This window comes from Ekhidna sp., assembly GCF_965247405.1.
GTDB lineage: Bacteria > Bacteroidota > Bacteroidia > Cytophagales > Cyclobacteriaceae > Ekhidna.
On record NZ_OZ252014.1, the window covers coordinates 2,496,900 to 2,520,657 of the forward strand.

The following is a 23,758-nucleotide window of genomic DNA, read 5'->3' on the forward strand; positions in this document are numbered from 1 at the left end:
CCAATAGACCTGCATTCTGAAACTTAAGGACACAATTTCTGGTTGATTTATCGTATATTAAGAAGTTGATCATTGCAAAATAAGCCGTTGAAAGCCTATCTTTGCAGATTGCTTTTTTATACCCATAACAAATTAGTTTTTAAAGAGATAATATGCGACAGTTAAAGATTACCCAGTCAATTACCAACAGGAGAGAGAGCCACACCCTGGAGAAATATTTTACTGAGGTAAGTAACGTTCCAATGATTACTCCGGATGAGGAGGTAACGCTTGCCAAGCGTATCAAAGAAGGCGATGATCTGGCATTGGAAAAACTCGTAAAAGCAAACCTTCGATTCGTGGTATCTGTGGCAAAGCAGTACCAGAACAGAAGTTTACCACTGAATGACTTGATCAATGAAGGAAACCTTGGATTGATCAAAGCAGCAAAGAAATTTGACGAGACAAAAGGATTTAAGTTCATCTCGTATGCCGTATGGTGGATTCGTCAGTCGATCATGCAGGCATTGGCTGAGCAGTCCCGAATTGTTCGTCTACCGATGAACAAGTCTGGTGCAATCAACCAGATTAGAAGAGCATATGCAGAGCTGGAGCAGCAGTTTGAGCGTGAGCCAACAGAAGAAGAGTTGGCTGACATTCTGGACATGAAACCTAGCGAAGTAAGAAATACGCTTGGTGCTGAGGTGAAGCAGATGTCAATGGACGCGCCTTTTGGTGAGGACGAAAGTGGTTCACTACTCGACGTTCTTGAGAATGTGACCACAGGGCCAACCGATGGCAACCTCGTTTTCAACGATTCATTAAAGGTTGAGACCATGAGAGCACTCTCTACATTGACTGCTCGTGAGCGCGAAGTAGTGATGATGAGCTTCGGTATTGGATGTGATAACCCTTTCACTTTGGAAGAAATTGGTGATGCCATGGGCTTGACTCGTGAGCGAGTAAGACAAATCCGAGAGAAGGCACTTCAAAAATTGAGAGAGCCGGGTAAAAACAGAAGATTGAAAGAGTTCTGCGCTAGCTAATATTCTGGGAAAAGCATAAATTTAAATCCTGACCATCGCGTCGGGATTTTTTTTGCCTAAAATTTTAAAATGCCCATTCAGGATCAACTTGCTTATGCCTTGGATCGAAAAGATCAAGAACCTAACAAACAGGTAGCAAAGCATATTGTTGATGCCGGAGGTGAAAAGGAAGTAAATGACTTGGTTGCATTCATAGAAACAAACCCTGAGCAAAGAGCTCAATCAGATGCTATACTAGCATTGGCGTATGTTGGTGAATGCGCTCCTGAATTACTCGTGGAGCAGGCTGATTTTCTGATTAGCCAGCTGGATAGCTCAATCAATCGGGTGGTTTTTGGAAGCATGATTGGGCTAGCTCACATTGCTCACCTACAGAGGGCAAAATTATTTGATGCACTCCCACAAGTCATTGATGCAATGGACGCTGGAACGGTGGTCACACGGGATCATGGATATCGAATCATGATTACCCTGTATGAAGACCTGCAATTTCAGGATGATATGTTTCTCCTTATTCTGGAGCAATTAGCTAAAGCACCATCCAATCAAGTGGGACAGTATGCCGAGCGACTCATTGCAGTATTGAACAAAAAACATTTGAAACCACTTATTGAAACGTTGGAAGAAAGAAGAACGGACATCTCCAATGAACATCACATCAAACGATTAAGTAAAAACCTCAAAAAACTGTACAAATTATTATGATTCACTGGGACGATTTTGCAAAGATTGACATGCGTGTGGGTACCATTGTAAAAGCGAAGGAATTCCCCGAGGCAAGAAAGCCCGCATACATTTTGACAATAGATTTCGGTCCTGATATTGGTATCAGGAAAAGTTCGGCACAAATCACTACCCTTTACAATAAAAAGAGACTTAAGGGTGAACAGGTCATCGCAGTGGTAAACTTTCCTCCTAAACGAATCGGTCCATTCATTAGTGAATGCCTGGTGATGGGTATCTACAACGAGCAAAATGATGTCGTGCTGCTTCGACCTCAGCGAGAGGTGATGAATGGAAGTAAGGTGGGATAAGAGTTGACAAACTCCCAGTGCTGTATCATAATCCCAACATTTTATTTGTTGTTAATATTTAAGTTTTAATAATGGCACGCAGTGCCTTTCTTTGCGCTCCGATAGAATCGTAAATCAATCTTGCTACAATCCTAAAATTTATATGTCTCAAAAGCACCTCGTTTCCTGGAACGTCAATGGCATTCGCGCCATGATCAAAAAAGATTTCATCAAAGACGTAAAGGAGATGGATCCGGATGTATTGTGTTTGCAGGAAACCAAAGGGCAGCCGGAGGATGTGAAAACAGCACTCCAGTTATTACCACAGTATGAGGTTGCTGTGAACTCTTCAAAAGCACGAAAAGGCTACTCAGGAACTGCTATTCTATCCAAAGAAAAACCTCTGGAAGTTTTTTATGACATGGGTATTGAGGAACACGATCAGGAAGGCCGTGTGATCGCAGCAGAATTTGAAAACTTCTTCGTGGTGACGGTATACACCCCTAATTCAGGAGAAGGAATGAAAAGACTGGATTATCGATCATCATGGGATGAAGCTTTCCGAGAGTACATCATTAGTCTGGAGGAGAAAAAACCTGTAATCATTTGCGGTGATTTGAATGTCGCTCACACTGAAATAGATATCGCCAGAGCTAAAGAAAATTATGATAAAGCTTCCGGATATACGCAAACAGAAATTGATGGACTGGAGGCGCTCTTGAATGAAGGCTACATTGACACCTTCCGTTTAAAGCATCCAGATGAAGTGAAATACTCCTGGTGGAACTACAAGTACCGGGCACGTGAACGAAATGTGGGCTGGCGAATCGATTATTTTCTTATTAGCGAGAAGATGAAGGATCAGGTGGCAGAAGCACATATTTATAATGAATACATGGGATCGGATCACTGTCCGGTCGGATTAAAACTTAATAGCTAAGAAGCATGGAAACGAAAAAAATCCCTTTGAATGACTTGCATGAAAAACTAGGTGGCAAAATGGTGCCATTTGCTGGGTACAACATGCCTGTTCGATATTCTTCTGATAAAGAAGAGCACGTAACCGTTCGTGAGTCTGTTGGTGTATTTGACGTGTCCCATATGGGAGAGTTCATGCTTCGCGGACCTCATGCACTGGATTTGATCCAGTGGGTGAGCAGCAATGATGCGTCTAAGATTGTGGATGGGCAAGCACAGTACTCTTGCCTGCCAAATGATAAAGGCGGGATCGTTGATGACCTGTTGATTTATCGAATGAATGAGGAAGAATACATGCTGGTAGTCAATGCATCCAACATTGAAAAAGATTGGAACTGGATTAAAAGTCAGGACAAATGGGATGTAGAGATGGAAAACATCTCTGATGATATTGTGCTGTTAGCTGTGCAAGGACCTAAAGCTGTTGAAACACTTCAAAAACTAACAGATGTCAATCTTTCTGAAGTGAAATTCTACCGGTTTGCACAGGATAAACTGGCCGGAAAAGAAATGATAATCTCAGCTACAGGATATACCGGTTCCGGTGGGTTTGAGTTGTACATTAATAAAGCAGATGCAGAAGAGGTATGGAGCAAGGTTTTTGAAGCAGGTGAGGAGTTTGGAATCAAGCCAATTGGTCTTGGCGCAAGAGATACCTTGAGGTTAGAAAAGGGATTTTGTTTGTATGGCAATGATATCACCGACGAAACCTCGCCATTGGAAGCGGGCTTGGGTTGGGTGACAAAGTTCACGAAGGATTTTGTGAATGCTGAAAATCTGAAGGCTCAGAAAGAGGCTGGCGTAACCCGAAAGCTGGTAGGTTTTGAAATGATCGATCGAGGTATCCCTCGTCATGATTATGAGCTAGCCGATGCAGATGGAAATATCATTGGAAAGGTGACCTCAGGTACCATGTCTCCTTCGCTGAATATCGGAATCGGGATGGGTTATGTAGCCAAGGAACACAGTGCGCCTGATACTGAAATCTATGTGCAGGTACGAAATAAAAGTTTGAAAGCGAAGGTGGTGAAACCACCGTTTTTGAAATAATACGGAGTGTGATCCTGGGCATAGCGGAGGATCTTATATAAATAAAATATTTGAAGACTCTGAAACAAGTTCAGAGTGACGTGAATTAATTGAAAATGAAAACCATCGAAGTTTGCTTAACTCCTGATCTCATTCATCAGCATGACCTGTCCGGTAAAATAGTGGTGGTGGTAGATATATTTCGTGCCACCTCCTGTATCATAACCGGTCTGGCTAATGGTGTTGAGTCCATCAAGCCTGTGAAAGAAGTAGAGCAATGCAAAGCGCTTGGCAAGGAAGGCTACCTGATGGCCGGCGAACGAGGCGGACAGAAAGTAGAGGGATTTGATATGGGAAATTCACCTTTTGAATACCTGGAGGATAATGTCAAAGGGAAGAAGGTGGCCATCTCGACGACCAATGGTTCACAAGCGATCCTTAAATCTGAAGGAGCAGATGCCATTTTAATTGGTTCTTTCCTGAATCTTGAGGCACTGGCTGAATACATTTTACAATTACCCATTGGCGTAGTGATCCACTGTGCGGGATGGAAGGGTTCACCAAACTTGGAAGACACTTTATTTGCTGGAGCACTGATTGATGAATGTGCTGAAGAAATGGAACCGGTTGGGGATTCAGCACTACTTGCACACCAGCTATTTATTGCCAATCATGAAAACCTCTTAGGGCTGGCTTTGCAATCCAGTCACGCCGAACGACTTAAAGGATTCGGAATTGAGAAGGACTTGGAGTTTTGCATGGAAGAAAGTAAGTATCAGGTGGTTCCTAAATTTATTGAAGGTGAATTGGTATCTTAAGTGGATTCAATCCGTATAGTTTGAGATGCCAATCTCTACGATCTACATCCTTCTTGCCATCGTAGCAATCATCCAGGTTGCTATCTTCATCATGTCTCGTCGCATTCGCAAGCGCGAGAAGGAAAACAATGTACTTTTAAAATACAATATCAACTCTCGCCAGAAAGCCTGGCAGCTATTAGCTGATCAATCTATTCCTGAAGAAGACAAGGAAAAAATCAAAGCGTATTACGAAGCATCTTGATTTAACCCTGACAGGTTTAATTGAATTAAAAGCTGCACTTTGTTACATGATGATTCACCTTGAATGACTTAAAACCTGTCAGAATTCAGGAATGTTCATCACTTCAACTTCTCATTCTCCTGATGCCGTGTTCCATCCCTCTTGTTCTTTTTCTCCAAATTCTTCTTCAAAGATTCAGTAAGGTTCACCCCTGTCTGATTTGCCAAACAAATCAACACCCATAGCACATCCGCCATCTCGTCACCTAAGTCTCTGTTTTTATCAGATTCTTTGAAGGATTGTTCGCCATAGGTTCTTGCTATCAGACGCGCCAGCTCACCCACTTCTTCAGTTAATATGGCCATATTGGTGAGCTCATTGAAATAACGCACGCCCTTCGTTTTTATCCAATCGTCTACTACCTGCTGTGCTTCTTCTATGGTCATCAATTATTGCTGTTAGCTTCCAGATGTTCGTTGATGTGTTTGAGCTCAAAGCCCTCTTCTTCAAGCTTTGATAGGAAGAAGGCCATTCGGTCTCTTTCTTCTTTCATCAGGCTATCCATGTCGGGTTCAAATTCTTTGAAGGTTTCATGAGGGAAGCGCTTGCCAGGCTGGTAGTGATCTTTCCAAAACAGACTTTCTACAATGGTTCCGTCTTTGTAATAGTATTTAAATTCCTCTGCCAGCTTATCGTCAACGAAGTTCATCATGTGTCCGGAGAAGATGGGCTTTTCATTCTCAAAATAAAAGTAATCATCACGCTCAAAATGCGGTGTTTTGATGATGCCGACAAGTTTCATGAGTCTTCCTTCGTTGAAATAGCCACGAACTTTATAAACAGAATCTGCCTGCACAAAATCATCCTCCACGATACTCACACGGTGATTTTGATCGATGTGCTTCACTTTGTAATCCACAGCTTTTACGAGTGGACGGTTTTCTTTTTTCACTTCAGAGCCACATGCCCAAACGAAACTGATGGCTATTATCAGGGCTAGATTTTTCATAACACAGGTTGGTTTTTTAAGAAAGTTAATGAATTCCGTCTTTTATCACCTGAGTGTTCCACCGACTCTGGAAATTCTTCGATGTATCTGATCCGACATAATGACAAGCTTGATAAATAAAAATTGCAAAAATGACCCAACAAAAATGGACGGATTGCGTGCAAAGAGAGACCTATTAGATACTAATTGATAAAACCATTAAACATAGAAATAATGAAAACCTTAAAGATCGCGTCGCTTTTCGCAATGAGTTTGTTGCTTGCATTTTCTGTATCAGCACAAAAAGACAAAAGCAAACGCCCCAGCCCTCCTGCACAAGTATCTCAGGAAGTAGGTGGTACCAAAATAACCATTGACTATAGCCGTCCTTCTAAGCGTGGCAGAGAAATTTTTGGAGGATTGGAAGATTATGGAAAAGTGTGGCGTACCGGAGCAAATGAATCTACCTGGATCGAGGTGTCTAGCGATGTGAAGGTAGAAGGTAAGCCATTGGCTGCCGGAAAATATGGCTTGTTTACAATCCCTGGAGAGGATGAATGGACAATTATTTTCAATAAAAAGTGGGATGGTTGGGGAGCTTATGAGTACAAAGAAGAAGACGATGTGCTTCGCGTGAAAGTAAAGCCAGCCAGTGCTGATGGAGTAGTGGAGATGTTTACGATCGATATAGACAACAATGGCGATGTGAGCCTGGCATGGGATCAGACCCAGGTCACATTCTCAATCAAATAAACAGCATTGACTATAAACCGGTTACTTATAGTAATCGGTTTATTATTTAAACGATATTCAAATTCTGCTCTTTGATCTTCTCCAACTCGTCTTTCATCATCACCACCGTACGTTGGATTTCAGCGTGATTCGCCTTTGAACCGATCGTATTGATCTCTCGCCCAATTTCCTGAGCGATAAACCCAAGTTTTTTACCAGCACATTCCTCTTTGCTTATCACCTCTTCAAAGAAATCCAGGTGTTGTTTTAATCGCACTTTTTCTTCAGAAATATCCAGTCGTTCCATGTAGAAAATCAATTCCTGTTCGAAACGATTTTCATCTACCTGTACCCGATCCCTGATTTCATCCAGGTTTTTTTGAATCCTGGTTCGGATGTTTTCTGATCGGCTTTCGTCATTTTCTTCCACGCTATTAAGCCCATCTCTGATATTAGAAATATATTCAGACAGTTTTTTCGTAAGAGCTTCTCCTTCTTTTTTTCGGAATGCTATGCATTTATCCACTGCAGCGTTTAAACTGACCATGATGTCTTTTACGGGTAGAGATTCAGGATCCAATTCCTGCTGTTTTACTACATCTGGCGCTTGAAGTGCCAATTTTATAAGATCCGAACTATGTCCGTTTACCGTTTGAGTCAGCTGGTTAAATCTATCATAGTAGGCTTTGAACCTTGCCTCATCTACCTGCACATCCTGGAGCCCATCACCGGCCATTTCCAGCTCCATGGTAAGCATCACCTTTCCTCTTTTCAGCTTGTCGGTGATGACATTCCGAATGTCTGCCTCCTGAGCTGAAAGCTCTTTAGGAAGGCGAGGAGAAAAATCCAGAAATTTGCTATTCAATGCTTTGATCTCTGTTTTGATCAATAGATTTTGGCTGGTACGCTCATCTCGTCCATAGCCTGTCATGGAGTGCTGCATGGTGCAAAGGTAATCTTTGGACTAAAAGTCCAAGCCTAGAGTGAAATAAAAGCGATAGTCTTTGACTTCTCCATCAAGGTATGGTCGTGCAGCATCGAATTTGATGTAATAACCAAAGAGCACGGTCCTAAGGCCGAACCCAAACCCACCTAACCATGGATTTTGAAATTTTACGATCTCAGCAGAGAATGGATTTCCTTCGAATTTTCTAGTGATAGGTCGGCCATCTTTAAATGGAGGGGAGCCAGTCCAAACCGAACCGATATCTCCAAATCCAATGATCTGGAAGTTTCGTAGGAAGTTTGATTTGATTGGGCCATTGGTTAGGTATTGGAACAGTGGAATGCGCAATTCACTATTAAATACCAGAACATCCGAACCATACGCTTCGTTGTAGTCCAGTCCTCTAAGGTTCGTAACAAATTCATTGAAAAGAATGTCACTATTATCCTGACCTTCCACGATCGCCAGAGGGTCCTGTTCGCCTTGCACATCAGCATCAGCAAAGAGCCAGTTGTCCATTCCTCCAAGCATATAGTCTTTTCGCGCGGGTCCCATTTGCTTTCCGTATAGGATGCGATTAGCCCAGGTAATCTCACGATGTATTTTTTGGTAATGCCTGAAGTCAAACCTTAAGTTGCTGAAATTCATGTTGGAATTTCCAGTGTGGAAATGTGTGGTGTATTCTAATAATGCTCTTGTACCCTGGTAGAGGTTGAAAGAGCGCTCTACCGTGTTGTCAAAAACGAGTGCGACGCTTCCACCTGCATACCTTTCTCGGCTGTTCTCTGCCAGCTCATTGGACTGATTGGTTACACTTAGGTAATTGAGATTGGTAAAAGAGGTCTCGGTGTAAAATGGAGAGGCTTCCATCCGGAACGTATGAGTAACCGGTAGTGCGGCAGTTAACTTGAATCGGTTTAGCTTATACTTATGACGGAAGGTATTGTCTTGATTTTCCAGGATGTAGGTTTTTCTGTCAAGACGAACTTTGAAGTCCATCCAGTATTTGAGGTAATGCAATTCTGCGAATAAATCGCCTTGTTTGAAGTCAGTTTTCAAAAGTGCACCCCCTTTAATTTTATAATTTTCCAAAACATCGTTGATCTCCGTCTCCATGAACATCATGAAATTCCTGTAAGGATCCCAGAGAAAGGATGTGATCACATTGTTGAACTGGAATCGAGGATTATAGGGGATAGGACCCACTCGCTCATTTTCCTGCTCAAAGCTTTGGTACTTGCTAAAGAAGGATTCGGGTTGAAATGAAGTTTCGCTTTCATCCTCAAAAACATAATTATCTGTATCAATCCAGTTTGGATCATCATCAACCTCGGTACTGTCATCAGAGACTTCTTCTTCAAATTGGAAGTCATCTGTATCAAATTCATCTTTAGGTGTGAACTCTGCTTCCTGTTCTTCTTTTCTCTCAGCATTCCGCAAAACTCTGGTGACCACCCGGATTGCATTTTCACGCCGCTTTCTGGGGGTTTCAGTTGTGAACTTACTTGTATTCAGATCGGTAATGGTATCATAGTAAACACGCTTTTCACCTTCACCTAGCATAGAATACGTCAGTCGATTAGGATTGAAGTGGACGTCATAGCTATGGATGCTTTTATCAAAGTTGGTAATTTGGGTAGTTATTGAATCATAAAGATTATACCTATACAGGTTCGAAATGCCTTGCTGGTCACTGAGATAATAGATTTCATTCACATTTTTTGCGTATGGTTTTCGATCCTCAGCGTAGGAATTTGTTAACCGAAAAAAATTGGTTGTTGTTGTGTCCAAATCATATACATACAGATTGAAGTTGTTATCCAGTGTTTCTAGCGGAACGTCACTGACATTGACCGAATCACTTTCTCGGTTAGAGCTAAATACTATCGCTGCTGTCCCAGGTACAAATACCGGGTCCAGATCATCATAAATATCTCGCGTGATCCTTCGCAGGGCATTCCGATTCATGGCTATCAAAAAGATGTCATTTTGACCATCAATATCCCCGGAGATCACTGCCAGCCTTCCATTATCATTAAAGGAAAAACTTTCTACTTGTCTGAAGCGGTTCAATGGTTTTTGACCTTTATCCCCGGTATCGACATTAAATGTGTTGAGATATAAGAAGCCTCTTTTGAATAAAACCACACCAAGTGTGCTGTTATCCTGCCAATCCAAAAGTGGTAAATGTTTATCAACATCCTGCCCATTGATGCGATAGCCACCCGTTGCAATTTTTTTAGAGTTACCAGTTTGTAAGTCAGTCACATAAATCTGATATTTTCCATTCTTCAGCATCGCATAAGCAACCTTGTCTGCGTCTTTGTTGAAGCTAATAGACGTGGTGATCAGGTCTTTTGAGTTTCTAATGTCTTCAAGTAGTCGATCTTCACCTACTGTCGTGTAGTTTTCTTCTACTTCCAATCGCTGAAGTAGGTAGTAATTCTGCCAGTCGTCCAGAAAGGTTTTGAATGAAACTCCCAGCGTATTAGCAATACTGTTTTCTTCTTTTCGAATAATTCGTGTAAGGTTGAGGATATTGGAGATGTTTCCCTCTCCATATTTCACGGCTATATAATTCCAGATACTTTGCCCGATTATCCGCGCAGATTCTCCGTCGATTCGCTTTAGTTTTTTGATCTTTTTTCTCCCCATATAATCGCGAAGGAAGTCGTCCATTTCCCTAGACCAGCCATAGGCGATGTACCTGGCTGCTCCGTCGATAAACCAATCAGGCAGTGTAAGTAGGTAACTGTTTTGGAAAATCTCAGCCAGACTTCCACCGTACATCATATCGTTGATCAGGGTACTGGCCAGTTGATAAATTAAGTCTTCTTTAAATTGGTTGGCCTTGCCGGGATAGGCAACCTCCAGTTGGAGTTTCACAAATTCCGTTCTTCCTCCGATGGTGTAGACCGCCCCATCAATTCCCACGTTGCTTTGCTGCAAATCATGAATGGAGTTATAAATAAAAATTTTTGTTTTGCTGTACGGTGCATAACCCAGCTTGTCTGTCAGATCTACAAATTCATCTTCCAGAAAATCAATAGCTTCCAGGGCATACTCCTGACCCCCGGGGTAATAGTAAATATCAAAATTATTAGTGCTGTAGTAGTACCAGTCGAAGTTTTTGTACTGAATTCGGTTTTGCCCAAAGGGAGTCGTGTAGTGCTGACCAGACGCCACACCTACAATAAAAAAATATGGAATAATGTATCTAAGAAACCCTTTGAACATGTACTTCTTCTTCTATCTCACTTTCGCCTTGCAAAACGTCAACGAAATGTTTCGCAAAATACGGTGTTAAAGAAACACCTTTCGTGCCAAAACCATTAAAAATTCCTAATGTTTTATGCGTTTCATGCAAACCAATATACGGTTTTCTGTCATGAGTGGCTGGCCTCACGCCCGCTCTCTTATCAATTATCTCGTAATCACCAGCGTACAACTTACTTAACCGCTCCTCCAGTGATTTGATTCCTGATGCTTGAGGTTCGTATGTTAGATTGTTGTGATCGTAGGTTGACCCCACCGTAAATCGATCGCCTTTTGGAATCATAAATACTCCTTGATTGATAATGTAATCCGATTTTAAATCGATTTTTATATCCATGATCTCTCCCCTTACTGGCCGGAAAGGCAAATTCCAATACAAATTTTCTGGAAGCGAACCCTCGCAAAAAATGATCTTTCTCGCCGAAAGGTCTTCATAATGAACGTGGTGTTCCTCCATGATTAGCTTATTATAATCAAACACTTCATGACAGTAAACTCCCTTATGTAGCAAGAAAGTCTTCATTGCTCCTAGCATCTTTGGAAGGTTCACATAGCCGGAATAGTTGATAATAATGCCTCCTAATTTGTCCTGAACATTATCGTATCCAATACTTTTCTTCTTGAACATCTTTACAAAATCCGAATATCCTTCATCAGCAACTTTCCCATCCCAATCGTTTTGATCTTCAATATTCTTAAAGGGACGATAGACAGGTGTTGGGTGTAAGAAAACCGATTGAAGTTTTTTCTCGAGCTGGTGGTACTGATCTTCCAGTTTTGGAAAAAGGTCATCTGCTCGCCAGGTTTTCACCATTTTTCTACCGGTAATGGGGTTATATATGCCTGCCGCCCTTTTGGAGGAAGTCTCATCAATATCCTTATCTATCACCAGGATTGAAAGGTCTCTTTCGAGCATTTCATGTGCCAGCCACGAGCCTGCCAGTCCTTGTCCCACGATGATATAGTCTACCTTAATTTTTGGCACTTTACTTTTGCGTTCTCAAAGGCATAAAACTATATCAGATGAAGATAAAATCATTCGTTTTTAATCCGTTCTATGAGAATACGTATGTGGTTTCCTCAGAAAAAGGCAACTGCCTGATCTTTGATCCCGGATGCTACGAGGACTATGAGGTGAAAGAGCTGAAAGAGTACATTCATATGAATGATTTGAACGTTGTTGCAATCATCAATACCCATTGCCATATAGATCATGTGCTTGGAAATGATGAATTGAAAGCATACTATAAGGTACCGTTGAAAATTCCGGAAAATGAGAAAGAGGTGTTTGATTCTATTCCTGCATACGCTCCACAGTGGGGGATGGCAGGCTACAGACATGCGGAGGTTGATGATTTTCTAAAAGGCGGAGAGACGCTGACGCTGGATGAAGTGAAGATGCAGATGATCGAGGTGCCGGGCCACTCTCCTGGCCATCTGATGTTTTACATCGAAGATGAAAAGTTTATGATTGGCGGGGACGTGCTCTTCCGAGAAAGCATCGGACGAACAGATTTACCCGGGGGGAATCACGACGACCTGCTAAGAAACATCCAGGATAAAGTATATACCTTACCTGAAGATGTGCAAGTGCTTCCGGGACATGGACCTGCCACAAGCATCGGTCATGAAAAAAGAAATAATCCATTTGTGAAAGGATGAAAAAAAACATTCCGAATCTTCTGACCTGCTTGAATCTTGCGATTGGATGTGTGGGGATCTACTATACACTACTGGGGGAAGGTCCCGAGGCGTTTTACTTTGTGATCGTTGCTGGATTATTTGATTTTCTGGATGGATTTGCAGCACGTTTGCTGAAGGTTCAATCGGAGATTGGCAAGCAACTCGATTCACTTTCAGATATGGTTTCATTTGGTTTGTTACCTTCTTTTTACATGCTGCAGTGGCTTCAGCAATCTTCACAGTATTTCTGGGTTGCAATTGTCATAGCGATTTTTTCAGCCATACGCCTGGCAGTGTTTAATCTGGATGAGTCTCAGACTGATAGTTTTAATGGGCTCCCAACTCCAGCCAACGCGATCATGCTTACGTCTCTCACTTTCCTGCCTTTTGAGATTTATGAATACACGCTGATTAGTATCTGCATTTTTTCCGCCATAATGCTGGTCTCACCGATCCGACTCATTGCACTAAAATTCTCATCTTCCGGATGGAAAGGCAATGAAGAACGGTGGGTATTGATCATCGGAATTCTGATTCTTTTGGCTGTCTTCCGATGGACATCTTTCCCATATATTATCCCATTTTACATAATGGCGTCTATTATATCTTTTGTTGCAAGGACTATTCGATAGAATTTTTGGTTTGAAATGTGCGTTTAACATAAGGATGAAGGGAAATGTACTCCTAATTATATGTTTACTCTGTTTTCATTTTGTGAAGGCACAGTCTTCCGTTTTGTCAAATGGAACCTGGTTTAAAGTGGGTATCACAGAGACAGGTCTTTATAAAATCGATCGAAACACTCTGGATGTGCTTGGAGTACCATCATCAATCAATCCGGAGAAAATCAAACTGTATGGAAATGGTGTTGGTGGGATTCTACCTCAGGCCAATAGTGAATCCAGACCAGCAGATCTATTGGAGAATGCCATTCATGTGGCAGGAGAATCGGACGGATCCTTTGACCAAAATGATTATATCCTCTTCTATGGAGTAAGCCCTGATAAGAAAGTCTGGTCGGATACCGGCCTTATTTATGAAAAGAATATTTATTCAGATACTGCCTATTACTTTCTTCGAATTGACGGTGAAAATGGAAAGAGAGTTACAGAAAAAGCAAACTTGACAGCTACGGCTACCGCCACAGTTATGACTTTTAATGATCACACCGTCTTTGAAGAAGATGCAATCAATCTGATTTCCTCTGGAAGAGGATGGTATGGAGAAACCCTAAATAGTGGTGAATCACAATCATTTTCGCATCTCATCGATGGCCTTTCTTCGGATGTTACGATTACCCTCAGCGGTGTAAGCCAATCATCAGAGGGTGGCTCGTTTGATATTTCATCAGGATCAGGTTTAATTGGCACTGTCTCCATTGCGTCAGTTCCAGATGGGCCCGGCACTACGTACAGCATCAAGGCAAGACAGGAAACAGGAACATTTACTTTTCCATCCAATTCCGATTTTGATTTAGAAATCAGCTTTGACGGTAACGCCTCCGGTGAGCGAGGGTACATAGATTTTTACTCACTCACTTATGAGAGAAATTTGCAATTGTACAACGCTGAGACACACTTCCGATGGATTGAAAATATAGGAGAGCTTTTGCAATATGAGGTTGAAAATGGATCTGGCGCTATCATTTGGGAGGTAACCGACCCTACAAATGTTACGGAGCAGCAATTTTCAGTGTCCGGTGATAAGGCGGTGTTTAAAAGTCAAAATTCTCAGGTAGAAGAGTATGTGATCTTTGAGGGGAGTGACTTCCCCGCGCCTTTCGTTTTTGGCTCAGTTCCAAATCAAAATCTAAGAGGAAACACCAATTTCGATGGTGTCATTATCACTCATCCAAAATTTGAGGAGGAGGCTTTACAGCTAGCTCAGTTTCACCAGTCCCATGATGGATTGAGTGTTCAGGTAGTTACCACCACTGAGGTTTACAACGAGTTTTCTTCTGGTCGCCAGGATGTCACCGCGATTAGAGATTATGCAAAACATCTCTCCGATAACGGAGACCAGCTCAAGTATCTTCTGTTATTAGGTGATTGCTCATATGACTTCAAAGATCGAATCAACAGCAATACAAACTATGTCCCAACCTATGAGTCCAGGGAAAGCTTTCACCCGATTTTCAGCTATTCTTCGGATGACTATTTTGGCTTTTTCGAAGAGGATGAAGGGGTGTGGGAGGAGTCTGTAGCTGGCGATCATACACTTGAAATCGGTGTTGGACGTCTGCCAGCCAAATCAAAGGAAGAGGCACAGTCGATGGTGGATAAGATTATCTACTATAGCACCAGTCCCAATACACTTGGTAGATGGCGTAGTGAAATCACCTACGTGGGTGATGATGGGGATAGTAATGTCCACGCAAGGCATGTGGAAGAGCTATCGGAGCTGGTAGATACAACCTACGCTCTGTACAATATCAACAAAGTTTTGCTAGATGCTTTTGCACAGGAATCCTCCGGGTCATCGGAGAAGTCTCCGCAAGCCAATGCAGCATTGAAAACAAGAATTAAAAACGGGACCTTCACAGTCAACTTTATCGGTCATGGAAATGAAAGGCTGTGGACGGAAGAAGAAGTTCTTACTCGTTCGGATATTGAGCAGCTTACCAACCGAAATAAGTTGCCGATTTTTGTAACCGCCACTTGTGAGTTTGGTCGCTATGATGATCCGATCCGTGTTTCTGGAGCAGAGGAGTTGCTTTTATCCGAGCAAGGTGGGGGAATTGCACTTCTAACAACAAGTCGCCCGGTTTTCGCCAGTACAAACTTTAGCTTGAATCAAGCCTTTCATGAAAATATATTTAGAAAAGAAGCCAACCAAAACCTTAGATTAGGTGATGTGATTCGCCTGACAAAAAATGAAGGACTGGAAGGGCCCGTGAATAGAAATTTCACACTACTAGGTGATCCCATGATGATGGCCGCATATCCCAAACTTGATATTGTAATCAACGAAATTGGAGTGGATCCAGACACACTAAGTGCTTTGGAAGAAATCACTTTTACAGGCCGGATTGAGGATAATGGTTCATTGCAAGCGGACTTCAACGGTCAACTCATAGTAGGTATTTTTGATGTGAAACAGGCGTTTAAGACCAAGGGACAGGAAAGTACACCTTACACATATCAACTAAGAAGTAATGCGCTTTTTAGAGGAGAAGCGACCGTAACAGACGGCATATTTTCATTCACCTTCATTGTGCCTAAAAATATCTCCTATCAGTATCAAAGAGGTAAATTAAGCCTTTACGCATGGGATGAGGAAAATAATGTAGATGCAGGAGGTTCATCCCGAGAATTTGTGATTGGTGGCTCTGAAGAAAATCCAGCGGAAGACAATGAAGCACCGGTAATTACCGCTTTCATGAATGATGAATCATTTAATGATGGAGATATTGTCGGAGATTCACCGCTGTTGATCGCTCACCTTGAAGATGAAAGCGGAATCACTACCACTCGTTCAGGTGTTGTTCAGGGGGTTACCCTTACAATGGCGGGTGAAACCTTTAACCTGAATGATTATTATACTGCAGATACAGATAGCTATCAACGTGGTACTGTGGTTTATCCATTGCAAAACCTGGAGCCAGGCAGGTATAACGCTACACTGAAGGTTTGGGATACACATAATAATGCATCCGAATCGACGATTGCATTTGAGGTTACAGATCAGTCAATCCTGTTTGTCTACAATCCAATCACTTATCCTAACCCGGTTAGAGATGCAGCTACTTTCTCTTTTGAGCATGATCGAGAAGATGAAGACCTGAATGTGACTATGCTGATTTATAGCTCAGGTGGCGATGTAGTGTGTAAAAAGCAGTTACTTTTTGAGAATAGCCAGCGATTAATTGAAATACCCTGGAATGCATTGACAGATACTGGGGAAGAGTTGATTCAAGGTATTTATTATTCTAGATTAATAATTCAAAGCAAATTGGATGGTTCAATGAAAGAAATCAATCAAAAGCTCGTTATTCTAGATTATTAATGCATTAGTTATTTGAAAATCAGCAGTTTTATTCAAAATATTAATTGGTATTCACCTGATAATGTTAAGTTTGGCATCCTTTTATAAAATCATTCGAATGAATCATCTTGAGAAGAAGATATTCGCAATCCTTCTAATTTTTACAGCTGTTCAGACCTTTGGTCAGTCGTCCTTTATTTCCGGCCAAGACAGTTTGCGCAATCCTATTACCGTTGCAGTTCCATTTTTGGGTTTTGCACCAGACAGCCGGGCATCTGCCATGGGTGATGCAGGAGTGGCCACTTCACCGGATGCCAACAGTGTACATTGGAACAATGCAAAACTGGCTTTCATAGAAACAGACATGGGCTTTTCCTTTTCTTACTCTCCGTGGTTAGGAAACATTGTCGACGATATGTCTTTGAACTACCTGTCATTCTATAAAAAAATTGATCAGACACAAACGTTTGGTGCTTCTTTCAGGTATTTTGATTTGGGAGAAATTGCGCTTTACGATGAGTTTGCAAATCCAAACGGTGTGGAAAATCCAAGCGAGCTTGCTTTTGATGGAACGTATTCCAGAAAGCTTTCGGAGCGGATGAGTGTTGGGGTGACTTTAAGGTTTATATGGTCCAATCTTGCCGGCAACATCACCGGAGCACCGGATGCCAAAGCAGGAACATCAGTAGCGGTTGATTTGGGATGGTTTTATACCAAACCATTTATGTTATCAGGAAAAAATTCAGAGTTATCCCTTGGGGTACACATGTCTAACATCGGGCAAAAGATCACCTATAGCGCAGAGAGTAATGAAAACTTTATTCCAGCCAATTTCAGGTTGGGATCTGCATTTAAGACAAATCTTGATCCATACAATACAATCACGTTGGCATTTGACATAAATAAACTGATGGTTCCTACACCTCCCATTTATCAAACAGATGGAAACGGAAACATTGAGACGGACAGTGATGGAAATAAGATTATAGCAAAAGGAAAAGACCCTGATAGACCACTACTTTCCGGAACATTTGGCTCCTTTGGAGATGCACCCCGAGGATTCAAAGAAGAACTACAGGAGCTCACCTATTCCATCGGAGCAGAGTACTGGTACCGTGACATCTTCGCTGCAAGAGCGGGCTATTTTGCAGAACATGAGAACAAAGGAGACCGAAAATATTTTACTGTAGGAGCCGGTTTCAGGTACCAGATCTTTGGTTTTGATTTCTCCTATCTAATTCCAAAAGGACAAAACCATCCATTAGCCGACACCTTAAGAATCTCCTTGCTTTTCAATTTAGATAAAAGCCAGGACGGAGAAGGTTAAGATTTACCTTTAAGACATTTTTAAAAGGAAGAGTGACCCCATGTGGAGTTGACTCTTCCTTTCTATTTTTGCAAAAATTATTTGTATGAACGCACTTTCCAATCGCATCAAAAGCATTCCTGAATCTGCTACACTTGCCATGGCTGCCAAGGCTAGAGAAATGAAAGAAAGAGGAGTAGAGGTCATTAGTTTAAGTTTAGGAGAGCCGGATTTTAAAACGCCTAAACACATCCAGGAAGGTGCGATGGAGGCGATTAAATCTGAAAACTATTTTGCCTACCCACCGGTAAACGGCTATTTAGATTTAAGAAAAGCGATTTCTGAAAAATTTCAAAGAGACAATGGGCTGGATTATGGCCCTGATCAAATCGTCGTTTCCAATGGAGCCAAGCAGTCAATAGCCAATGTTTTCATGGCCATCTTAAATCCCGGTGATGAAGTGATCGTGCTGACTCCCTACTGGGTGAGTTATTCAGCGATGATTCTTTTGGCTGAAGGCAAACCGGTTTTCGTTCGTGGAACAATCGAAAACGATTTCAAGGCCACAGCGGATCAAATCAAAGAAGCGATTACTGACAAAACAAAAGCCATCATATTCTCCTCTCCTTGCAATCCTACAGGATCTGTTTTTACCAGAGAAGAACTGGAAGGAATTGCGGGAGTGCTTCAAGACAGAAAAGATATTACTGTTATTTCGGATGAAATTTATGAGCTCATAAATTTTGGAAGCAAACACGAAAGCATCGGTACGCTAGACGGCATGCTGGAGCGAACCGTGACGGTTAATGGATTTTCCAAAGGATTTGCAATGACAGGCTGGAGAGTGGGCTATATTGGTGCGCCGCTATGGATAGCCAAGGCTGCAAACAAGATGCAGGGGCAATACACTTCCGGAAACTGCTCAATAGCTCAAAGAGCAGCATTGACAGCCCTGACCGGATCGATGGAGCCAACCAAGGAGATGGCTAAAGCCTATGAACAAAGACGATCATTGGTTTACAATTTATTGAAAGAGATCCCTGGTTTCGAAGTGAATATGCCGCAAGGTGCATTTTACTTTTTCCCAAACGTCAGACATTACCTGGGTAAATCACATGGAGATACAAAAATTGACACTGTAAATGATCTGTGTATGTTCCTGTTGGAAGATGCGCATGTGTCACTCGTTACAGGAGAAGCATTTGGCGATCCGGAATGTTTAAGGCTTTCTTATGCAGCATCGGAGGAGGATTTAAAGAAAGCGATAGCGAAAATGACTGTTTCTTTAGCTAAATTATCCTAGTCATGAAGTCTGTAGATGAAGTATTTGAAGCTTTTAAGGGTAAAACAGTTCTCGTAGTAGGAGACGTTGTGGTTGACTACTACATGCGAGGCAAAGCCAATAAAATATCCAAGGAAGCGCCTGTGCCTGTACTAAATCTGGAGAAAAAGGAGAGCAGGTTGGGGGGTGCAGCAAATGTGGCAATGAACCTGCGGGCCCTGGGAGCTACACCTATTTTATGTTCGGTAGTAGGTGATGATGCGGATGGAGAAACATTTGAACAGTTACTAGACTATGAAAATATGCCTAACAAAGGCATAATCAGAAGTCAGAATAGGGTAACCACTACCAAGCTGAGAATTACATCCGGACTTCAGCACCTTATTCGGGTAGACAATGAGGACGTTCATCCATTGATTGAGTTGGACCAAAAATCATTGCTCCATCACATCAAAAACCTATTGGACGAGTGTGACTTGGTCATCTTTGAGGATTATGACAAAGGGACGATCAATCCAGAGGTGATCAAGCAAACGATTAAGCTGGCAAAAGACAAAAACATTCCTATTGCCGTAGACCCAAAACGAAGAAACTTCACCAAATATCAGGGAGTATCTCTTTTTAAAGTAAATGTGGCAGATCTTCAGGACGGATTAGAAATTGAATTTGACGCATTGGACGAGAAACAATTGGCCAATGCAGCCACTCAGCTAAAAGAAAGCGTAGCAGCAGATAACTATTTTATTACACTCTCTAAAAATGGAATTTTCTATGATTCAGGAAGGGAGTCAGGAAAGCTGGATTCTCATCCGCGAAGGATTGTGGAGGTACTTGGAGCCGGAGACACTGTAATAAGCATTGCAGGCCTTTGTTTGACACTTGGTTTGCCGCTGGAGTTCATTGCAGAGCTTGCTAATATTGGTGGTGGAATGGTCTGTGAAATGCCCGGTGTGGTTCCAATCGATAAGGAAAAACTATTTCAGGAAGCCAAAGAAAATCCGATACTCAAAAAATATCTTTAATTTGGCTAGTGACAGCCATGAAAAGATTCGGAATAGCACTCATCATCCTTTTGTGGATGCCATTCAACTCCAACAGTCAGGAGGTAATAGAAGGCGTCATCGATCTTTCCAAAACCGACCTTAAGAATAATGCAGTACCGCTAAATGGCGAATGGGAGTTTTATTGGAAGAAGCTCTTAAAGCCGGATTCTATCAAGTATTATGAACCTGATTACTACAGTTTCCCAAAATTGTGGAATGGTGGGACAACCCGAAATGGGCAAGAGCTGACGAATACAGGCTATGCTACCTATCGGGTCAGAGTAATACTACCTCCAAAAACACCGGAATTAGCCATTTCATTGGGAGAGGCTTACAACTCTTATCTTTTGTATTACGATGGGTTTGAATTTGGGAAAAATGGTAAGGTAGGTAAGAGTAAAGAAGAATCTATCCCTGACTGGATGCCGAAGGTGCTCTCTTTGGCACGGTATCAAAATACGCTGGAGTTCGTACTTCAGGTTTCAAATTTCCGCCATACAAAAGGAGGCGTACGTGAGCCAATCATGATTGGTGACAGAAAAGTACTCAATGCAAAACGTGACTTTGATTTTAGCTATGACTTCTTGTTGAGTGGCAGTTTGATTATGGGGGGACTATTCTTCCTGGGACTATTTATGTTCGGGCAGCACGAAAAATCAGTACTTTTCTTTGCCCTGTTTTGCCTCACTTTTAGCTATCGGATGATTGGTAGTGGGGAGTATGCCATCCATGCATTGTATCCCAACATGTCGTGGGAGCTGATCATCAGGGCCGAGTATCTGGCACTTTTTATACCCTGTGGTATTTTTACGATGTACAGTTATTCCCTCTACCCTGAGGACAGCAAGAAAACCATATTGCTGGGATTTTCCGTAATTTCGACCATATTTTCACTCCTCTCCCTTTTTGCTCCTACGATTGTTTTCACACGTTTAGTAGAGCCATTTTTCATTCTGGTCATCGTAGCAATATTTTACCTGATATATGTGTATTGGATTGCTTATAAAAGGAACCGAACGGGCGCTCAGTACGCATTTGCAAGTACGGGGATCGTATTTATGGTGGCGGTTTATCTTATTTCAGTATACCTCACACCAGTGCAGGAAAATACGTTTCTTACTTTTATTGGATTTATCTTATTCTTCTTTTTTCAGTCGCTGATCCTTTCGTTCCGCTTTGCACACTCACTTAAAAAAGCCAAGGATGCCGCTGAGGATGCCTCCAAGGCAAAGACAGACTTTTTAAGCACGATCTCTCATGAGATCAGAACGCCATTGAACGCCGTGGTTGGGATATCTCATTTCCTGATGAATGAAGAACCAAGGGATGATCAAAAGGAAAGTCTTGAGTCATTGCAATTCTCTGCGGAACATCTTACGGCGTTAATCAATGACATCCTGGATTATAATAAGCTGGAGTCTGGAGCCATCGAGTTTGAATTTACGGAAGTAAATCTTGAAACCCTCGCAGCAAAAATTATAAAGGCGCACACTGCGCTGGCAAAGGAAAAAGGATTGAGCCTGGTCCTGGAGCTGGATGAAAACATGCATCCATTGGTACTGGCAGATCAGACACGGATTTATCAGGTACTTAATAACCTGATCAATAATGCTCTGAAGTTTACCTCGAAAGGATATGTTAAGCTGAAAACAACTGTGTTGGATGCGGATGATCGAATTCAGAACCTTCGGATAGAAGTACTTGATTCAGGAATTGGCATTCCTTATGACAAGCAAAAAGTCATTTTTGAGCGATTTACACAGGCAGGGTCTTCCACAACACGTGAATATGGAGGTACCGGACTTGGTCTTGCGATCATTAAAAAAATCCTTAATATGGTGGGATCCGAGATATATGTTAAAAGTGAGCCAGACTCTGGTACCATATTTTGGTTTGATCTAGCCTTTAAGAAGGTGCTTCATGCGGAGGTTGATGAGGCAGTGCAAGAGGAAGAGGATTCCAATATTATCACTGGGAAGAAAATATTGCTTGTGGAAGACAATCAGATGAATATCATGGTTGCTGAAAAATTTCTGAAGAAGTGGGAGCTACGAGTGGAAGTAGCCCATAATGGTCAAGAGGGTGTAGAGATGATGAAGGAAAACACATATGATTTGGTACTAATGGATCTTCAAATGCCAATCATGGACGGGTATAAAGCAACCCGAAAAATCCGAACGTTTGATGAGAAAACACCAATAATTGCATTGACTGCCTCGGCCTTATTAAAGGTACGTCAGGATGTGATTGCCGCGGGCATGAATGACTACATCACCAAGCCATTCGATCCAAATGAGCTCAAAAGAAAAATAGCACTTTATATCAAGTATCAGTGAGCAGACAGCTCCTTCACTGATTGAATGAAGTATTTTACTTTATCAGGGTCTGTGTCCGGATAAACCCCATGGCCCAGGTTTGCGATGTGTGGATGATCACCAAATGCTGCTAACATTTTCTTCGTTTCCTCTTTGATCAAATCATTGCTTCCATAAAGCGCACAAGGATCAAGATTACCCTGAAGGGTTTTATTTGGCAATATTTCGCGAGCCTCTTGTGGATTCATGTTCCAGTCGAGTCCTACTGTTCTACATTTGAGATCGTTCATCTCTGACAATGCCCACCAGGCTCCCTTGGCAAAAACAGTGATGGGCACTTCGGTGATTGCATCACAGATCTTTGAGATATACTTGAGTGAGAATCGGGAGTAATGCTCAGGAGGCAAAACACCCGCCCAGGAATCAAAAACCTGAAGCATATCCGCACCGGCTTGCACCTGTTGTTTAAGATACCCGATTGTGGATTCAGTGATCATGTCCAATAATCGGTCAGCCATGGCAGGTTCAGAATAAAGCAGCCTTCTGGCCTGAGAGAACGTTTTGCTACCACCCCCTTCGATCATATAGGAAAAGATGGTCCAGGGTGCTCCTGCAAATCCGATAAGCGGCACTCTTCCGCTCAGTTCTTTCTTGGTGATTTGGATGGCTTCATAAACATATCCAAGATCAGCAGGGTCAGCCACCTTTAATGCGTCGATATCCGAAGTAGCTTTTACTGTTTTAGGAAAATGAGGCCCTTTTTTCTCCACCATCTCATAGGTAAGTCCCATAGCTTCAGGAATGACCAAAATATCAGAGAAGATAATTGCAGCATCCACACCCAGTAAATCCACAGGCTGTATGGTGACCTCAGCGGCCAATTCAGGTGTTTCTACCAACTCCTTGAATCCGGAGAGGCTATTTCTTACCGCTCGATATTCAGGAAGTATTCTACCAGCTTGTCTCATCAGCCATACGGGAGTACGTTCTGTTTTCTCACCTCTGGCAGCTCTTAAAATAAGGTCATTTTTTAGCATGGCCGCAAAAATAGGCATCCCTTAAGAAACTCAGGAGACAAAGCATCAGTTAATGGGCTAAACAAATTGTATCTTTGAGT

At 42.1% G+C, this 23,758-nt stretch carries 21 protein-coding genes; 15 read left to right on the plus strand and 6 right to left on the minus strand.

All coding sequences use genetic code 11. The annotated features are described in order from the left end of the window. Positions 1-152: 152 nt before the first annotated feature. The 7 genes from ACP14Y_RS11330 (at position 153) to ACP14Y_RS11360 (ending at position 5,107) form a co-directional block, all read left to right on the plus strand. Positions 153-1,025, plus strand: coding sequence for an RNA polymerase sigma factor RpoD/SigA (locus tag ACP14Y_RS11330; RefSeq protein WP_348280047.1), 873 nt, complete (start codon positions 153-155; stop codon positions 1,023-1,025). 69 nt (positions 1,026-1,094) lie between these two features. Then, entirely contained in the window at positions 1,095-1,730 is a 636-nt protein-coding gene (locus tag ACP14Y_RS11335) for a hypothetical protein (RefSeq protein WP_424963073.1), read from the plus strand. Continuing rightward, positions 1,727-2,059 (plus strand): tRNA-binding protein, encoded by a 333-nt coding sequence (locus ACP14Y_RS11340; RefSeq protein WP_424963074.1) that lies wholly within the window; start codon positions 1,727-1,729, stop codon positions 2,057-2,059. The genes ACP14Y_RS11335 and ACP14Y_RS11340 overlap by 4 nt, the downstream gene beginning before the upstream one ends. A gap of 142 nt (positions 2,060-2,201) precedes the next feature. After that, a complete protein-coding gene (locus ACP14Y_RS11345) occupies positions 2,202-2,978 on the plus strand; it encodes an exodeoxyribonuclease III (RefSeq protein ID WP_424963075.1) in 777 nt (258 codons plus the stop codon). A 5-nt stretch (positions 2,979-2,983) separates the two neighbouring features. Next, entirely contained in the window at positions 2,984-4,066 is a 1,083-nt protein-coding gene (gene gcvT, locus ACP14Y_RS11350; RefSeq protein WP_424963076.1) for a glycine cleavage system aminomethyltransferase GcvT, read from the plus strand. 95 nt (positions 4,067-4,161) lie between these two features. Continuing rightward, positions 4,162-4,863 (plus strand): 2-phosphosulfolactate phosphatase, encoded by a 702-nt coding sequence (locus ACP14Y_RS11355; RefSeq protein ID WP_424963078.1) that lies wholly within the window; start codon positions 4,162-4,164, stop codon positions 4,861-4,863. A gap of 25 nt (positions 4,864-4,888) precedes the next feature. Further along, entirely contained in the window at positions 4,889-5,107 is a 219-nt protein-coding gene (locus tag ACP14Y_RS11360) for a hypothetical protein (RefSeq protein WP_424963079.1), read from the plus strand. A 98-nt stretch (positions 5,108-5,205) separates the two neighbouring features. Here the strand turns inward: ACP14Y_RS11360 and ACP14Y_RS11365 are convergent, their stop codons facing one another. Then, on the minus strand, positions 5,206-5,532 hold the full coding sequence (locus ACP14Y_RS11365) for a nucleotide pyrophosphohydrolase (RefSeq protein ID WP_424963080.1): 327 nt from the start codon (positions 5,530-5,532) through the stop codon (positions 5,206-5,208). After that, entirely contained in the window at positions 5,532-6,095 is a 564-nt protein-coding gene (locus ACP14Y_RS11370) for a hypothetical protein (protein ID WP_424963081.1), read from the minus strand. The genes ACP14Y_RS11365 and ACP14Y_RS11370 overlap by 1 nt, the downstream gene beginning before the upstream one ends. Before the next feature lie 213 nt (positions 6,096-6,308). Between ACP14Y_RS11370 and ACP14Y_RS11375 the strand changes: the two genes are divergently transcribed. After that, the gene (locus tag ACP14Y_RS11375) at positions 6,309-6,827 is read left to right on the plus strand and encodes a DUF2911 domain-containing protein (RefSeq protein ID WP_424963082.1); all 519 of its coding nucleotides are present in this window, start codon (positions 6,309-6,311) and stop codon (positions 6,825-6,827) included. Between the two features lie 46 nt (positions 6,828-6,873). On the opposite strand, the gene ACP14Y_RS11380 is transcribed toward ACP14Y_RS11375, so the two are convergent. The 3 genes from ACP14Y_RS11380 to ACP14Y_RS11390 are packed head-to-tail and all read right to left on the minus strand — an operon-like array spanning position 6,874 to position 12,013. Beyond that, positions 6,874-7,749 carry a YicC/YloC family endoribonuclease gene (locus tag ACP14Y_RS11380; protein ID WP_424963083.1) on the minus strand — a complete coding sequence of 292 codons (876 nt, stop codon included), beginning with the start codon at positions 7,747-7,749 and terminating at the stop codon, positions 6,874-6,876. Positions 7,750-7,770: 21 nt separating this feature from the next. Next, on the minus strand, positions 7,771-10,989 hold the full coding sequence (locus ACP14Y_RS11385) for a translocation protein TolB (protein WP_424963084.1): 3,219 nt from the start codon (positions 10,987-10,989) through the stop codon (positions 7,771-7,773). After that, positions 10,970-12,013: an NAD(P)/FAD-dependent oxidoreductase gene (locus ACP14Y_RS11390; RefSeq protein WP_424963085.1), complete on the minus strand. Its 1,044-nt coding sequence runs from the start codon at positions 12,011-12,013 to the stop codon at positions 10,970-10,972. The genes ACP14Y_RS11385 and ACP14Y_RS11390 overlap by 20 nt, the downstream gene beginning before the upstream one ends. A 38-nt stretch (positions 12,014-12,051) precedes the next feature. Between ACP14Y_RS11390 and ACP14Y_RS11395 the strand changes: the two genes are divergently transcribed. From ACP14Y_RS11395 to ACP14Y_RS11425, 7 genes are all read left to right on the plus strand, one after another. After that, a complete protein-coding gene (locus ACP14Y_RS11395) occupies positions 12,052-12,690 on the plus strand; it encodes an MBL fold metallo-hydrolase (protein ID WP_424963086.1) in 639 nt (212 codons plus the stop codon). Beyond that, positions 12,687-13,343 carry a CDP-diacylglycerol--serine O-phosphatidyltransferase gene (pssA, locus tag ACP14Y_RS11400; RefSeq protein ID WP_424963087.1) on the plus strand — a complete coding sequence of 219 codons (657 nt, stop codon included), beginning with the start codon at positions 12,687-12,689 and terminating at the stop codon, positions 13,341-13,343. Before ACP14Y_RS11395 ends, pssA begins: the two co-directional genes overlap by 4 nt. 82 nt (positions 13,344-13,425) lie before the next feature. Beyond that, positions 13,426-16,716, plus strand: coding sequence for a type IX secretion system sortase PorU (porU, locus tag ACP14Y_RS11405; protein WP_424963088.1), 3,291 nt, complete (start codon positions 13,426-13,428; stop codon positions 16,714-16,716). A 97-nt stretch (positions 16,717-16,813) separates the two neighbouring features. Further along, on the plus strand, positions 16,814-18,022 hold the full coding sequence (gene porV, locus ACP14Y_RS11410; RefSeq protein WP_424963089.1) for a type IX secretion system outer membrane channel protein PorV: 1,209 nt from the start codon (positions 16,814-16,816) through the stop codon (positions 18,020-18,022). Positions 18,023-18,107: 85 nt separating this feature from the next. Continuing rightward, positions 18,108-19,304: a pyridoxal phosphate-dependent aminotransferase gene (locus ACP14Y_RS11415; RefSeq protein WP_424963090.1), complete on the plus strand. Its 1,197-nt coding sequence runs from the start codon at positions 18,108-18,110 to the stop codon at positions 19,302-19,304. 2 nt (positions 19,305-19,306) lie between these two features. Then, positions 19,307-20,305, plus strand: coding sequence for a bifunctional heptose 7-phosphate kinase/heptose 1-phosphate adenyltransferase (locus tag ACP14Y_RS11420; protein WP_424963091.1), 999 nt, complete (start codon positions 19,307-19,309; stop codon positions 20,303-20,305). 17 nt (positions 20,306-20,322) lie between these two features. Then, entirely contained in the window at positions 20,323-22,662 is a 2,340-nt protein-coding gene (locus tag ACP14Y_RS11425; protein ID WP_424963092.1) for a response regulator, read from the plus strand. Here ACP14Y_RS11425 and hemE read toward each other — a convergent pair. Further along, positions 22,656-23,678 (minus strand): uroporphyrinogen decarboxylase, encoded by a 1,023-nt coding sequence (gene hemE, locus ACP14Y_RS11430; RefSeq protein WP_424963093.1) that lies wholly within the window; start codon positions 23,676-23,678, stop codon positions 22,656-22,658. The two genes, ACP14Y_RS11425 and hemE, sit on opposite strands and share 7 nt — an antisense overlap. Positions 23,679-23,758: the final 80 nt, after the last annotated feature.